This is a genomic window from Klebsiella sp. JN_Kp122, assembly GCF_040062085.1.
GTDB classification, from domain to species: domain Bacteria; phylum Pseudomonadota; class Gammaproteobacteria; order Enterobacterales; family Enterobacteriaceae; genus Klebsiella; species Klebsiella aerogenes.
The window spans coordinates 1-13,835 of sequence record NZ_JBEAHW010000018.1 but is presented as its reverse complement, the minus strand read 5'-3'; the positions used below and the strand labels follow the sequence as shown (position 1 = coordinate 13,835).

Sequence of the window (13,835 nt, the reverse complement as noted above, 5' to 3'; positions counted from 1 at the left end):
TACAAAATTGTGTATTAAAATCAGAATTACAGAATTATTTTAAATATTAACTCATTGTTTTTAATTGATAAATTTGTTTATTGAGTAGGTGCTATCGTAGGGCATACCATTCCTTATGTTTCAGTGGGTTAGCCATGGCTCCTAAAATATCTGAGATCACATTGACGATAATGACCAGCGCGCCGATCACCATCACTCCGGCGGAAATCGCTGCGTAATCCTGTTGGCGGATGGCGTTGATCAGCCAGCGCCCCAGTCCCGGCCAGCTGAAGACCATTTCGGTAATCATTGCCAGCGTTAGCATGGTGGAGAACTGCAGTCCCAGGCGCGGGATCACCGGCGGCAGGGCATTGTGCAACACGTGACGATGCAGAATCGTCCTGCGGGTAACGCCGCGGGTCGCCGCCGCTTTAACATAGTTAGTATCGTAGACTTCACTGGTGCTGATACGCATCAGGCGAATCACTTCGGTGGTCGGCGCGACGGCCAGCGTCAACACCGGCAGCACCATATGCCGCGCGGCGCTGACGATCATCTCATGGCGCCACGGCGAATCAGAGAGCCAGGCATCAATGAGCGCGAAGCCGGTCACCGTCTTCACTTCGTACAACAGATCAAAGCGGCCGGAGACCGGGAACCATCCCAGCGTTAGCGAGAAGAACAGAGTGAACAGCAACGCCAGCCAGAACACCGGAATGGAGAACCCCACCAGCGCCAGGGCGCTAATGAGCGTGTCCGGCCATTTATTACGCATAATTCCGGCAATCATCCCCACGGGAATGCCGACCAGCAGCGCAAAACCAAACGCCAGAATGCACAGTTCCATCGTGGCAGGGAAGACCACCTTCAGCTGTTCGGAAATCAACTGGCCGTTGATGCTGGAGACGCCAAAGTCCCAGTGCAGAACCCCTTTGAACCAGAACAGCCAGGCATTCCATAGCGATGCGCCCTGCAGCGGCGCGTGCGGCGTAAAGTAGCTGAGGCTAAAGCCGATAAAGGTGAGAAAAAACAGCGTCACAAGCAACAACAGCAGGCGGCGCAGAGTAAAAATAATCATGGTTTTTTCACCTCTTCTTTTTCGCGCGACACGCCTGCGAAGGAGGCGTTGCCAAACGGACTCAGCACCAGTCCTTTCATATCATAGCGATAAGCCTGCAGACGCAGCGAAGAGGCCAGAGGCAGCACCGGTAATTCACGGGCGAGAATATGCTGCGCCTCTTTGTAGGCTTCGATACGCGACGCCAGCTGTTGTGAAATCAGCGCTTTTTGTAATATCTCGTCAAACTCGCGGTTGCACCAGTGGGCGAGGTTGGTCTGCGAACCAATCGCCGCGCAGCTTAACAGCGGGCGGAAGAAGCTATCCGGGTCATTACTGTCGGTGGCCCAGCCGGAAAGCGTTAAATCGTGGCTCATATCCATTAAACGCGCCTCCTGGAAGCGGCCTTCAACCGGAATAATAATCACTTTGACACCCACCTGCGCCATATCCGCCTGTATCAGCTCGGCGGTTTTCAATGGGCTGGGGTTCCACGCCTGGGAACTGGTCGGCACCCACAATTTTAACGTGAGATTACTGAGCCCCAGCGCCTGCAGGCGACGGCGCGCCTCCGCGGGGTTGTATTCGGTAATTTTAGCGTCGTTATCATAAGCCCACGAGGCGCGTGGTAGCATTGAGGCCGCGGTTTCCGCGGTGCCGTAGTAGATCGATTGCATCAGACGCTGGTTGTTGATCGCCAGCGCCAGCGCGTGGCGAACTTCCGGATTATCCAGCGGCGGTTTAGCAGTGTTAAAAGCCAGCCAGGCGATATTCATACCCGGGCGCAGCGTCAGACGCAGGCGCGGATCGTCGCGCAGGATGGTGAGCTGGCTGGCGGCGGGCCAGGCCAGCACGTCGCATTCGCCGGTCAGCAGTTTTGACAGACGGCCGGTGCCGCCGGAACCGAGATCCACCACCACCTGCGGCATCAATGGCTTGCCGCGCCAGTAGGCCGCGTGGCGCTGCAGGCGGATGTACTGCCCGGTGCGATACTCTTCCAGTTTAAACGGGCCGGTACCGACGGGCTGGCGGTCGAGTTGTTCTTCACGGTCGCTTTTGGTCAGCTGCGCGGCATACTCCGCCGACATGACTGAAGCATAGTGTGTTGCCAGGTGCCACAGGAATGAGGCATCCGGGCGTTTCAAGCGAAACTCGACGGTATGGTTATCCAGCTTACGAACGCTTTCTACGGTGTCGGCGAACTGCAGGCTATCGAAATAGGGGAAGCTACTGCCGTTGACGCTGTGCCACGGGTCGTCGCGATTAAAGATGCGCCCGAAGGTGAAGATGACATCATCAGCGTTAAAAGCGCGGGTCGGTTTAAACCAGTCGGTAGTCTGGAACTGGACCTTATCGCGCAGGTGGAAGCGGTAGGTGGCGCCGTTATCAAGCACTTCCCAGCTTTCCGCCAGTTCAGGCACCAGACGATAGGTATAAGGGTCGACGTCGAGCAGGCGATCGTAGATCTGGGCGGCGAGGGTGTCGACAATCAGGCCGCTGCTGACTTTTTGCGGGTTAAAGGTATTTACCTGCCCGCTGACGCAATAGACAAACCCGCTATCGCGGATATCGGCATTAGCCGGCAGCGCCGGGGCCGGTGCGGCAAAAGCCTGCCCGCACAGCATCGAGGCTGCCGCTAAAAGAGAGGACAATTTCAGGCGCATATTTTCTTTTTGATCATAGAGCAGAGCTCTATATTATTAATATTAAATGACATTTACCACCACCTTTACGACATCGAGGGGGATAATGCGGTCACCGGCAGCGCATGTTGTCCAGCCAGTTGGTCAAAATAGTGTCGGAAATAAACCAGTATTAAGAAACATGGTATCTTTTTATTGCCGATTTCTCCAGTTAGCCATCTGTATGCGTTCTGTAGAGGGGTGGTGTGAATTGCGGGATCAGAGCGGAAGGAGTTGATTATAGCGGGCGATATAATCCTTTGGCGTGATCTCCAGTTCTCCGCCGTCGCGATGGATAGCGACAAAGGTACGCAGCACCAGTCCGCTTTTACGTTCTGATATTTGCCATCCTTGTTCGCTGTAGGCATCGCGCGTGGAGCGCACGCAGAGATCCGAGAAAATCATCATTAAAGAGAGGGCTGGGGCATGATGATTTTTCATGGTGTGGATCAAACTGGCATGGGCGGCATAGCGGGTTAGCGTATGAGAATTAACCGGAATCACGTGAATTTTCAGTCCATTGAATATAATTGCCGCCGATGATAATTCACATTAAGACATCTTACCAGTTACATATTATTAACTCCTCGCGTTTTCATATGTGAATTGATAGTGACGTTGTCACGTTTTAATCCTGTAGCGGTGTGAATTCATATAATGCCAGCGCATTGCTCTGCAGTGAATCCACCCGCAGCCAGCCATCATCCATCTGTTCCTCATGCACGCTCAGCGCCGGGCGGGCGTGGTGCCGGAGCCAGCGATAATCTTCTTCGTCCGGGCCGCTGCGGCTGCGGAATGCCTCAAACAGCGGAAATAGCGCGCCGTGATGTTGATCGAACAGATGCTGTTTGATGCGCCAGCGTCCCTCCAGCCCTTCAAGCCGCAGGGTATAGGGCTGGCGAAACCGCTGAGTAAAGGCCTCTTCGCTCGATAGCCAGGGGTTGAAAATCACCGTATTGCGCAGCAGCAACTGGTAGTGTCCGTTATGGCGCAATAACAACAGGTTTTTGTCATTGATTAAGACTTCGCCGCGCAGACGCCGCCACAGCCATAATACCCAGTAAACCGGGCGCGGCAGACCATGCAGGTAATGCAGCGCCAGGCTGGAGGTGTCAAGTTTACCGTTGTCCCGCGCCTCCCCCTGCAGCCCGGAATTAAGCCAGAAGCCTGCCAGCCACACCTGTTCGGCAATGCCCAGCAGGTTATCCATCAATAGCGCGCCGCGGAAAAAACGTCCGTTGGTATCGCGGGTATCGCCGGTCAACGTATTCCACGATAGCAGCCACAGCGGCAACGAGAGCTGCCGTTGCCGTAGGGCATTATGTATTTGGCGTAATTTCTGTCGCGGATAGCTTTCACTGGCGGCCAGCTTGCTGCTATCGGCCTGCGCCAGGTCAAGCAGTTCATTAGCATCCGCCTGGCAGGCGAGAAAATCGGCTTTGCTGAGCAGCGGGGAATGCAGTAGCGGATCGTCGGCAATATCGCTTTGCGGGAAACGATGCCAGATCCCCATTTGCGGTTGTTGCAAGGTGGACGCGAGCACTTCGCGCTGTTGTCGCCAGGCCTGCTGTCGCGCCGCTTCACTGGCCTGCGGCGACCAGTGCCAGACAAAACGCCAGCTCGCAAGCGTCGTGGGTGAAAAGTGATTGGCGGCAAGTTGCAGAAAACGCTGTAGTAAATCGCAGCGGGTGGTTAAACCGGTGTGGAGTAGCACCGTCCAGCCTTTCTGCGCCAGCCAGCTAAACAGCTGCTGAAGATTGTACCAACAGGCATAACCCGCGAGCGTCGGGTCGTCCCAGCCTTCGCCAAACAGGCGGCTACTGAGAAACGGATCGTGAATATCGATGCCGTAGACGGGTAGCGTCTGCTGCAGTTGCTCCAGCTCGCGGCGGACATCTTCGCGGAGTAAATCATCAAGTTCGCGAACGGTGACGATCGTACGGGTATGGCGCAATAACGGCGCGCGCGCTGGCAACTGGCGGATATCCACCAGCCTGGTCTGACGCGGGTTGAGCAGCAGCGGCGGCGTATTATCGCTGTTTTTTTCCGCCTCGTTAAGGCGGGCGTAAAGCCGCTCAACCGCGACCGGATACCAGACCTCACTGGCGTTGACTCGCGGACGAGCGGCGGGCTGCGGCTGCTGTTGGCGAAATTGCCGCGGTGTGACGCCATGCTGGCGCTTAAACAGATCGCTCATGATGCGGGCACTGGCGAAACCGTTGTCCTGCGCCACCTGCTGCACCGAACGCCGGGTGGCCAGCAGTTGCTCGGCGGCCTTGCCGAGACGCAGGGCGGTAATGTACTGCACGAAGCTGACGCCGACCTCTTTATGAAACAGGCGGGAAAGCCAGGCCTCCGAGACAAACTCAGCGGCGGCCACTTCCTGCAGCGAGATCCGCCGCTGATAGTTGGCTTCAATGCGCGCTACTACGTTGATAATTCGTCGGCTCCAGTTTTCGGCGCCGCGGCGCAGGCTGGGTACGATGGGCTGCGTAAAGCGGGTCGCCAGCAGCAGGGCGATTTCGCTGAGCCAGCGGTTGGCCTCTAAGCGGTAACGCGACTGATGATTAACCAGCCCGGCTACCAGCAACTGGCGCATCAGCTGGCGCAGGTTATCTGCCGCATCCATGTTTTCGCCGTTAACCCGATAATCACAGGCAAAAAAATCGCTATCAAGGCGGGTGAGCCAACCAGCGGCAAGGTTGAGGATCATGACCGCATTGGCCTCTTCGCCGGTAATCTGCCAGCGCTGGCGGCGGTTAACGATCGCCAGTTCATCAACCCGCATCGGTTGCGGCGCTTCGCCGAGTTGCAACCGCGCGCTGCCTTCCAGCAGCCACAGCAGCGTTAATCCGTCGCTTTCCGGCGGGCTGAGGTGGCGAATATCGCGCACCGTGAGGCTGAAATCGCCGAGATAGTGTTCCATGCGCCGCTCCTTAAAAGACAAAAAATAACAGGGTGTTTTTTGTCATAACAGAATTGTATAGAAAACAGTCATTGATAATTCGTCAATATAAAACAAAAAAGCGCATTTTAAAGCCGGGTGGGGCGCATAAACTCGAAAGTGTCGTGCAAACACAACACAGGAATAATAAAAATGACACATCCATTGATTGAATCTTTGCAAGTTAATGAAGCGCAGTTTGTGGCGTTACGTCGCCGCTTCCACCAACAGCCCGAGATTGGCTTTGAAGAACATAAAACCAGCGATGAAGTCGCCAGGCTGCTTGCTGAGTGGGGATATGAAGTGCATCGCGGCCTCGCCGGTACCGGCGTGGTCGGGACGCTGAAAGTCGGCAGCGGCGAAAAACGTCTGGGTCTACGCGCGGATATGGATGCGCTGCCGATGCAGGAAATGAGCGGTAAAGCATGGGCAAGCCAGGTCGACGGGCGTTTTCACGGCTGCGGCCATGACGGTCACACCACCACGCTGCTGTATGCGGCGGAATATCTGGCGCGCACGCGTCAGTTTAACGGTACGCTGCAGTTAATTTTCCAACCGGCAGAAGAGCTGCTGTACGGCGGACGGGTGATGGTCGAAGATGGCCTGTTCACAAAATTCCCCTGCGACGCCATCTTTGGCCTGCATAACATGCCGGGCCAGAAACTGGGCAAAATCGGCCTGCGCGACGGCGCGATGATGGCTTCTTCCGATACGCTGCATATCGAAGTGAAGGGCGTTGGCGGCCATGGCGCGGTACCGGAACATACCGTGGATGCGACGCTGGTTGCCTGCCACATTACCCTCGCGCTGCAATCGATCGTTTCACGCAACATCACGCCATTTGAACCTGCGGTAGTCACCGTCGGCAGCATTCAGGCTGGTCACGCGCCGAACATCATCAACGATAAAGTGTTGATGAAGCTAACGGTCCGTACCCTTAACCAGCAGGTGCGCGAGACGGTGCTGCAGCGCATTCACGATATTGCGGTCGCTCAGGCAGAAAGTTTTAACGCCAGCGCTACCTTAACCCACGTCAACGGCAGCCCGGTATTACGTAACGATCCGGCGGCTAATGAGCTGGTCCGTGAAGTGGCGACCTCGCTGTTTGGCAAAGAACAGGTTGGTACCGTGAATCCATTTATGGGCAGCGAAGATTTCGCCTTCATGCTGGAGAGCAATCCCAACGGCTGCTACTTCACTATCGGCGCGGGTGATGAAGCCGACCGCTGCATGGTGCATAACCCGGGATACGATTTTAACGATCAAATCCTGCTTACCGGCGCAGCGCTGTGGTGCGGCCTGACGGAACGCTATCTGCGTTAACCTATCGCGACGGGGGGACCCGATTATGAGTTCTGTATCGTTAAGCGAATCTCGTTTCGTCGGTAGCGATCGCCTGCTGGCGGGTATTGTGCTCAGCGTGCTGACGTTCTGGCTGTTTGCGCAATCGGTTATCAATGTTGTTCCGGCGATGAAAAGCAGCCTCGATATTTCACTGGAGACGCTAACCCTGGCGGTGAGTCTCAGCGCCTTATTTAGCGGCTGCTTCGTGGTGGCCAGCGGCGGGCTGGTGGATAAATTCGGCAGGGTGCGGATGACCTATCTCGGCCTGGCGTTGAGTATTATCGGCAGCGCGTTTCTGGCGGCGTCGCAGGGGCCGGGTCTGTTTATCACCGGTCGTATCCTGCAAGGGCTTTCGGCGGCCTGCATTATGCCGGCGACGCTGGCGCTGATTAAAACCTGGTATGAAGGTAGGGCGCGGCAGCGGGCGGTGAGTTTCTGGGTCATTGGTTCCTGGGGCGGCAGCGGGCTTTGCTCGTTTGTCGGCGGCGCGATTGCCACCGGTCTTGGCTGGCGGTGGATCTTCGTGTTCTCGATTGCGGTGGCGCTGCTGGCGTTGCTGCTGCTGCGCGGCACGCCGGAGAGTCGAAGCGCCAGCGCCGATCGGCATAAGCTTGATGTGGGCGGATTATTAAGCCTGATCGCGTCGCTGGTGCTGCTTAATCTGTTTATCAGCAAGGGCCATCAATGGGGCTGGAGCAGTGGCTTATCGCTGTCGATGCTGGGCGGCGCGGTAATTACGGGTGGTTTGTTTATCCGTAGCGGTTTGCGTAAAGGTGAAGCGGCGCTAATCGACTTCGCTTTATTTCGCAACCGGGCCTACGGCGCGGCGGTGCTGTCGAACTTCATGCTTAATGGCGCTATCGGCACCATGATGATCACCAGCATCTGGCTGCAGCAGGGGCATCATCTTACCCCGCTGGAAACCGGCATGATGACGCTGGGGTATCTGGTGACGGTACTGGCGATGATTCGCGTTGGGGAAAAGTTGCTCCAGCGCTACGGCGCGCGGTTGCCGATGATGACCGGGCCGGTCTTTACCGCCATCGGCATTTTGCTGATCTCCTGTACCTTCCTCGATAAGTCACTGTATATCGGGACCGTCTTCTTCAGCAATATTCTGTTTGGCCTCGGGCTCGGCTGTTACGCCACGCCTTCGACCGATACCGCCGTCGCCAATGCGCCGGAGAACAAAATCGGAGTCGCATCAGGGGTTTATAAGATGGGAAGCTCGCTTGGCGGCGCGATGGGTATTGCCGTGACGGCGTCACTTTTCGCGCTGTTCCTGCCGTTGGGAATGGCCAGCGCCGCGCAATACGCGTTGTGGTTTAACGCCGCGCTGTGTTTAGGCTCAATGGTGGTGAGCGCGATGATGCTGCCGCGCGCCGCTCATAGCTGATGCTTCTTCAACAAGGCGCGAAGCTGGTGGTAGGTTAGCCCCAGCAGCTCCGCCGCCTGCTTTTGATTGTACTTCGCCTGCTGCAGGCTCAACTGCAGCAGGCTTTTTTCTTGCTCCAGCTGAAAGGCGCGCAGGTCCAGTGGCAACGCGGGAAGCGCATGTTCAACGACCGGTGCAGGCGCAGGCGTCGCGCTATTAAATGGGTTGATAATGATATTATCCAGCTCGCTATCACTGCTGCCGTGGCGGTAAACCGAACGTTCAACCACGTTTTTCAGCTCACGAATATTGCCCGGCCAGCGGTATGCGAGCAGCGTGTCGACGGCTCGCTCGCTAAAGCCGGGAAACAGAGGAAGCCCCAGTTCGCGGCACATCTGAATGGCAAACTGGTTGGCAAGCAGCATGATGTCGCTCTGGCGCTCGCGCAATGGCGGTAGTTGCACGACATCAAACGCCAGCCGGTCGAGCAGGTCGGCGCGGAAATGACCTTCCTCGACCATTTTGGGCAGATCGGCGTTGGTGGCGCACACCAGCCGTACGTTAACCTGCAGCGGCTGGCTGCCGCCGACGCGTTCGAGCTCGCCGTATTCAATTACCCGCAGCAATTTTTCCTGCACCAGCATCGGAGCGGTGGCCAGCTCATCGAGAAACAGCGTGCCGCCATCGGCACGTTCAAAGCGCCCCGGATGCCGTTTGCTGGCGCCGGTAAAGGCGCCGGCTTCATGACCAAACAATTCGGAATCGAGAAGGTTTTCATTCAGCGCCGCGCAATTCAGCGAAATAAACGGTCCCTGCCAGCGCGAAGAGAGAAAGTGCAGTCGGTTGGCAATGAGCTCTTTGCCGGTCCCGCGCTCGCCGATCACCAGCACCGGTTTATCCAGCGGCGCCAGCTGCGAGACCTGTTCGAGCACCTCCAGAAAGCTGTTAGCCTCGCCCAGCAGGTTATCCTTGTATTCCGCCATGATGAATTTCGCCATTAAGTAGTGTGATTCGCCAACTCACTGTAGCAAGCAGGCGGCCATATCTCAACCACCTTGTTTAAAATCAATAAGATAAAAAGTTGGCACGCCATTTGTATTAACTACTGCACAGGCCGCTGCCTGCTATCAGAACTATGAGGATTGAAATTATGGGTATTTTTTCTCGCTTTGCCGACATCGTGAACGCCAACATCAACTCCCTGCTGGAGAAAGCGGAGGATCCGCAGAAGCTGGTCCGTCTGATGATTCAGGAGATGGAAGATACATTGGTTGAAGTGCGTTCTACCTCCGCCCGCGCGCTGGCGGAAAAGAAACAGCTGACCCGCCGTATCGAACAGGCGCAGGCGCAGCAGGTGGAATGGCAAGAAAAGGCCGAGCTGGCCCTGCGTAAAGAGAAAGAAGATCTGGCGCGTGCGGCGCTGATCGAAAAACAGAAGCTGACTGACCTTATCGGCAGCCTGGAACACGAAGCGCAACTGGTGGATGAAACCCTGGCGCGAATGAAAAAAGAGATTGGCGAGCTGGAGAATAAGCTCAGCGAAACCCGCGCTCGTCAGCAGGCGCTGATGCTGCGTCATCAGGCGGCCAGCTCTTCGCGTGATGTTCGCCGCCAGCTGGATAGCGGTAAAATGGATGAAGCGATGGCGCGTTTTGAGTCTTTCGAACGCCGTATTGACCAAATGGAAGCCGAGGCGGAGAGCCATCGTTTTGGCAAACAACAATCGCTGGATCAGCAGTTTGCCGAACTGAAAGCGGATGATGAAATCAGCGAGCAACTGGCGGCGCTGAAAGCCAAAATGAATCAGAATAACCAGTAATGCATATTGCGCGGCGCGGTGTTGCGCCGCGGCTCACCACCTGTAAGGAGTACACATGAGCATGCTTCTTCTTGCCATCCCGCTCACGCTGTTTGTGCTGTTCGTGTTGCCGGTCTGGTTATGGCTGCACTACAACAATCGCTCGGCGGACGGGGCGTTAACCCAGAACGAACAGCAGCGCCTGCTGCAGCTGACCGATGACGCGAAACGGATGCGCGAACGTATTCAGGCGCTGGAAGCGATCCTTGATGCGGAACATCCGAACTGGAGAGACAAATAATGGCCGGATTGGACTTTAATAAAAAACTGTGGCGTATCCCGCAGCGCGGAATGGTGAAGGGTGTCTGCGCCGGTATCGCGCAGCACCTGGATGTGCCGGTGAAGCTGGTGCGTCTGATAACCGTGCTGGCGATGATTTTTGGCCTCTTCTTTTTCGTGCTGGTGGCCTACATCATTCTGACCTTCGCGCTGGATCCGATACCGGATAGCGAACTGTACGGCGAGAAAGGGCCGAGCAATGGTGATTTACTGGCCGCCGTGGATGCCGAACTGGCTTCCGGCGAACAGCGCCTGCGTGATATGGAGCGTTATATCACCTCCGATACCTTCACGCTGCGCAGCCGTTTTCGTCAACTGTAAAATTTTTCCATGTAACCAACGAGGCAACGCATGAATATGAAATGGCAACAGGCAGGGCAAAAAGTGAAACCGGGTCTTAAGATCGCCGGTAAGCTGGTGCTACTGACCGCGCTGCGATACGGCCCGGCTGGCGTTGCCGGTTGGGCGGTGAAATCGGTGGCGCGTCGGCCGCTGAAAATGTTGCTGGCGGTAGCGCTTGAGCCGCTGCTCAGTCGGCTGGCCAATCGTTTTGCCCGCGGCATGAAATAATTCCTCAGGGGGAGGAATACCGGCGCGCTTTATATTGGCCCTGATTATCCCCATCTAAATAGCTTATCATTAAACGACATTCCTTCTGGGCATAACGGACTGGCGATGAAGCGACTCAAAACTGAATTCAATGCGCTGGTCAACCGCGGGGTTGACCGGCATTTACGTCTTGCCGTGACCGGACTCAGCCGCAGCGGCAAAACGGCTTTTATCACCGCGATGGTTAATCAACTGCTGAATATCCACGCCGGGGCGCGACTGCCGCTGCTGAGCGCGGCGCGCGAAGAACGCCTGTTGGGCGTTAAACGGGTTCCGCAGCGTGATTTCGGCATTCCGCGTTTTACCTATGATGAAGGCCTGGCGCAGCTTTATGGCCAGCCGCCGGCCTGGCCGACGCCGACCCGTGGGGTGAGCGAAATTCGCCTCGCGCTGCGCTATCGCTCTAACGATTCTCTGCTGCGTCATTTCAAAGACACTTCTACTCTGTATCTGGAAATCGTGGATTATCCGGGAGAATGGTTGCTCGACCTGCCAATGCTGGCGCAGGATTATTTAAGCTGGTCGCGGCAAATGACAGGGCTGTTGCAGGGGCAGCGCCGGGCGTGGTCTGCCCGCTGGCGGCAGCTGTGTGATGGGCTCGATCCGCTGGCGCCCGCCGACGAAACCCGGCTGGCGGAGATCGCCGCCGCCTGGACCGATTATCTGCACGCCTGCAAGCGCGAGGGGTTGCACTTTATTCAGCCGGGGCGGTTTGTGCTTCCCGGTGACATGGCGGGAGCTCCGGCGCTGCAGTTCTTCCCCTGGCCGGATGTTGATGCGATTGGCGAAGCCAGGCTGGCGCAGGCGGATAAACACACCAATGCCGGAATGCTGCGCGAGCGTTTCAAATTCTACTGCGAGAAAGTGGTGAAAGGCTTCTATAAAGACCACTTCCTGCGCTTTGACCGCCAGATTGTGTTGGTGGACTGTCTGCAGCCGTTAAACAGCGGGCCGCAGGCGTTTAATGATATGCGTCTGGCGCTGACCCAGTTGATGCAAAGCTTCCATTACGGCCAGCGAACGCTTTTTCGCCGCCTGTTTTCACCGGTTATTGACAAGCTACTGTTTGCCGCCACTAAAGCCGATCACGTGACCGTCGATCAGCACGGCAACATGGTGTCGCTACTTCAGCAACTGATTCAGGACGCCTGGCAGAATGCCGCCTTTGAAGGCATCAGCATGGATTGTCTGGGGCTGGCGTCCATTCAGGCTACCCAGGGCGGGCTTATCGAGGTTAATGGTGAGAAGATCCCAGCGCTGCGCGGCGATCGTCTGAGCGATGGGCAACCGCTTACCATTTTCCCGGGGGAGGTGCCGGCGCGGCTGCCGGGCCAGGCCTTCTGGGAACAGCAGGGCTTCCAGTTTGAGAACTTCCGCCCGAGAGCGATGGATGTCGATAAACCGCTGCCGCATATACGCCTTGACGCGGCGCTGGAATTTTTGATTGGAGATAAATTGCGATGAGCGAGCCGATAAAACCGCGGATCGATTTCGATGGCCCACTGGAAACGGAAAAGAGCCAGACTTTAAAATCGGCCCGCGCCTTTGACGCGGCCGATGCGCAAACCTTCTCTCCGATGCTGCCTGAAATGGTTGCTGAAGAGGAGGGGGCCGCCGAAGCGGTGGTGGAATCGGTACTGCGCCCGAAACGCAGCCTGTGGCGGCGGATGGTTAGTGCCGGGCTGGCAATTTTTGGTATTAGCGTGGTGGCGCAGGGCGTGCAGTGGACGGTGACGGCCTGGCAGACTCAGGACTGGATTGCGCTCGGCGGCTGCGCGGCCGGGGCGCTGATTGTCGGCGCGGGCGTGGGGTCGGTAGCGACCGAATGGCGTCGCCTGTGGCGTCTGCGCCAGCGCGCGCACGAACGCGATGAAGCGCGGGATCTGATGCATAGTCACGCGGTGGGCAAAGGGCGCACGTTCTGTGAGAAACTGGCGCAGCAGGCCGGGCTGGATCAATCGCATCCGGCGCTGCAGCGTTGGTATGCGGCCATCCATGAAACGCAAAACGATCGCGAAGTGGTGAGCCTGTACGCGCAACTGGTGCAGCCGGTGCTGGACGCGCAGGCGCGGCGGGAAATCAGCCGCTCGGCGGCGGAATCGACGCTGATGATCGCCGTCAGCCCGCTGGCGCTGGTGGATATGGCGTTTATCGCCTGGCGTAACCTGAGATTGATTAACCGTATCGCCACCCTCTACGGTATTGAACTTGGCTATTATAGCCGCCTGCGTTTATTCCGTCTGGTGTTGCTGAATATCGCCTTTGCCGGCGCCAGCGAACTGGTGCGCGAAGTCGGCATGGACTGGATGTCGCAGGATCTGGCGGCCCGCCTGTCGGCGCGCGCCGCCCAGGGTATCGGCGCCGGGTTGTTGACCGCCCGTCTGGGGATTAAGGCAATGGAGCTGTGTCGTCCGCTACCGTGGATCGCCGATGATAAACCGCGGCTCGGCGATTTCCGCCGCGAACTGATCGGCCAGTTAAAAGAGACGCTGCAGAAAAGCAAAACCGGCGCGGAGAAATAACGCCGGCAAGCGTAAATGCCGGGTGGCGGCTGCGCCTTACCCGGCCTACGGTTCGTGCGGCCTGTCGTTAATTTATTCACCATGCTGGATCCCCCGGTGGCGGCTGCCACTTACCGGGGCTACAGCGCTGCGCGATTTGGTAGCCCGGAGAAGGCGCAACGCGCCGCCTCCGGGAAAACCCCTTAA

13 protein-coding genes are annotated in these 13,835 nt (G+C 57.1%); 8 read left to right on the top strand and 5 right to left on the bottom strand.

Annotation, left to right across the window (positions count from 1 at the left end; all coding sequences use genetic code 11):
* Positions 1-91 precede the first annotated feature (91 nt).
* From sapB to ABLU78_RS06415, 4 genes are all read right to left on the bottom strand, one after another.
* Positions 92-1,057 carry a putrescine export ABC transporter permease SapB gene (gene sapB / locus ABLU78_RS06430; RefSeq protein WP_020078599.1) on the bottom strand — a complete coding sequence of 322 codons (966 nt, stop codon included), beginning with the start codon at positions 1,055-1,057 and terminating at the stop codon, positions 92-94.
* The gene (gene sapA, locus ABLU78_RS06425; RefSeq protein WP_171824487.1) at positions 1,054-2,700 is read right to left on the bottom strand and encodes an ABC transporter substrate-binding protein SapA; all 1,647 of its coding nucleotides are present in this window, start codon (positions 2,698-2,700) and stop codon (positions 1,054-1,056) included. The genes sapB and sapA overlap by 4 nt, the downstream gene beginning before the upstream one ends.
* A 237-nt stretch (positions 2,701-2,937) precedes the next feature.
* A complete protein-coding gene (locus tag ABLU78_RS06420) occupies positions 2,938-3,222 on the bottom strand; it encodes a hypothetical protein (protein WP_045360392.1) in 285 nt (94 codons plus the stop codon).
* Positions 3,223-3,346: 124 nt separating this feature from the next.
* Positions 3,347-5,644, bottom strand: a complete 2,298-nt coding sequence (locus ABLU78_RS06415; RefSeq protein WP_048228831.1) for a helix-turn-helix domain-containing protein — start codon at positions 5,642-5,644, stop codon at positions 3,347-3,349.
* Positions 5,645-5,815: 171 nt separating this feature from the next.
* Here ABLU78_RS06415 and ABLU78_RS06410 point away from each other — a divergent pair, with 171 nt between their 5' ends.
* Both ABLU78_RS06410 and ABLU78_RS06405 read left to right on the top strand, forming a co-directional pair.
* A complete protein-coding gene (locus tag ABLU78_RS06410) occupies positions 5,816-6,985 on the top strand; it encodes a M20 aminoacylase family protein (protein WP_015366269.1) in 1,170 nt (389 codons plus the stop codon).
* 25 nt (positions 6,986-7,010) lie between these two features.
* On the top strand, positions 7,011-8,402 hold the full coding sequence (locus tag ABLU78_RS06405; protein ID WP_348820281.1) for an MFS transporter: 1,392 nt from the start codon (positions 7,011-7,013) through the stop codon (positions 8,400-8,402).
* Here ABLU78_RS06405 and pspF read toward each other — a convergent pair.
* Positions 8,393-9,379: a phage shock protein operon transcriptional activator gene (gene pspF, locus ABLU78_RS06400; RefSeq protein WP_162198567.1), complete on the bottom strand. Its 987-nt coding sequence runs from the start codon at positions 9,377-9,379 to the stop codon at positions 8,393-8,395. The two genes, ABLU78_RS06405 and pspF, sit on opposite strands and share 10 nt — an antisense overlap.
* Positions 9,380-9,531: 152 nt before the next feature.
* Between pspF and pspA the strand changes: the two genes are divergently transcribed.
* From pspA to ABLU78_RS06370, 6 genes are all read left to right on the top strand, one after another.
* Positions 9,532-10,200 (top strand): phage shock protein PspA, encoded by a 669-nt coding sequence (pspA, locus tag ABLU78_RS06395; RefSeq protein ID WP_015366272.1) that lies wholly within the window; start codon positions 9,532-9,534, stop codon positions 10,198-10,200.
* A 55-nt stretch (positions 10,201-10,255) separates the two neighbouring features.
* Positions 10,256-10,480 carry an envelope stress response membrane protein PspB gene (gene pspB, locus ABLU78_RS06390; protein WP_048228830.1) on the top strand — a complete coding sequence of 75 codons (225 nt, stop codon included), beginning with the start codon at positions 10,256-10,258 and terminating at the stop codon, positions 10,478-10,480.
* Positions 10,480-10,839, top strand: coding sequence for an envelope stress response membrane protein PspC (gene pspC / locus ABLU78_RS06385; protein WP_015366274.1), 360 nt, complete (start codon positions 10,480-10,482; stop codon positions 10,837-10,839). The genes pspB and pspC overlap by 1 nt, the downstream gene beginning before the upstream one ends.
* A gap of 30 nt (positions 10,840-10,869) precedes the next feature.
* Entirely contained in the window at positions 10,870-11,088 is a 219-nt protein-coding gene (pspD, locus tag ABLU78_RS06380) for a phage shock protein PspD (protein WP_015366275.1), read from the top strand.
* Between the two features lie 105 nt (positions 11,089-11,193).
* Complete coding sequence (locus ABLU78_RS06375) at positions 11,194-12,591, top strand: YcjX family protein (protein WP_048228829.1); 1,398 nt, start codon at positions 11,194-11,196, stop codon at positions 12,589-12,591.
* On the top strand, positions 12,588-13,649 hold the full coding sequence (locus ABLU78_RS06370; protein ID WP_048228828.1) for a TIGR01620 family protein: 1,062 nt from the start codon (positions 12,588-12,590) through the stop codon (positions 13,647-13,649). The genes ABLU78_RS06375 and ABLU78_RS06370 overlap by 4 nt, the downstream gene beginning before the upstream one ends.
* The last annotated feature ends 186 nt before the right edge of the window (positions 13,650-13,835 follow it).

Excerpts from the sequence above, each read along its gene's own strand:
- pspF (WP_162198567.1), bottom strand. The coding sequence starts at position 9,379 with ATGGCGAAATTCATCATGGCGGAATACAAGGATAACCTGCTGGGCGAG.
- ABLU78_RS06375 (WP_048228829.1), top strand. The coding sequence starts at position 11,194 with ATGAAGCGACTCAAAACTGAATTCAATGCGCTGGTCAACCGCGGGGTT.
- pspA (WP_015366272.1), top strand. The coding sequence starts at position 9,532 with ATGGGTATTTTTTCTCGCTTTGCCGACATCGTGAACGCCAACATCAAC.
- ABLU78_RS06370 (WP_048228828.1), top strand. The coding sequence starts at position 12,588 with ATGAGCGAGCCGATAAAACCGCGGATCGATTTCGATGGCCCACTGGAA.
- pspB (WP_048228830.1), top strand. The coding sequence starts at position 10,256 with ATGAGCATGCTTCTTCTTGCCATCCCGCTCACGCTGTTTGTGCTGTTC.
- pspD (WP_015366275.1), top strand. The coding sequence starts at position 10,870 with ATGAATATGAAATGGCAACAGGCAGGGCAAAAAGTGAAACCGGGTCTT.
- ABLU78_RS06405 (WP_348820281.1), top strand. The coding sequence starts at position 7,011 with ATGAGTTCTGTATCGTTAAGCGAATCTCGTTTCGTCGGTAGCGATCGC.
- ABLU78_RS06415 (WP_048228831.1), bottom strand. The coding sequence starts at position 5,644 with ATGGAACACTATCTCGGCGATTTCAGCCTCACGGTGCGCGATATTCGC.
- sapA (WP_171824487.1), bottom strand. The coding sequence starts at position 2,700 with ATGCGCCTGAAATTGTCCTCTCTTTTAGCGGCAGCCTCGATGCTGTGC.
- sapB (WP_020078599.1), bottom strand. The coding sequence starts at position 1,057 with ATGATTATTTTTACTCTGCGCCGCCTGCTGTTGTTGCTTGTGACGCTG.
- ABLU78_RS06410 (WP_015366269.1), top strand. The coding sequence starts at position 5,816 with ATGACACATCCATTGATTGAATCTTTGCAAGTTAATGAAGCGCAGTTT.
- pspC (WP_015366274.1), top strand. The coding sequence starts at position 10,480 with ATGGCCGGATTGGACTTTAATAAAAAACTGTGGCGTATCCCGCAGCGC.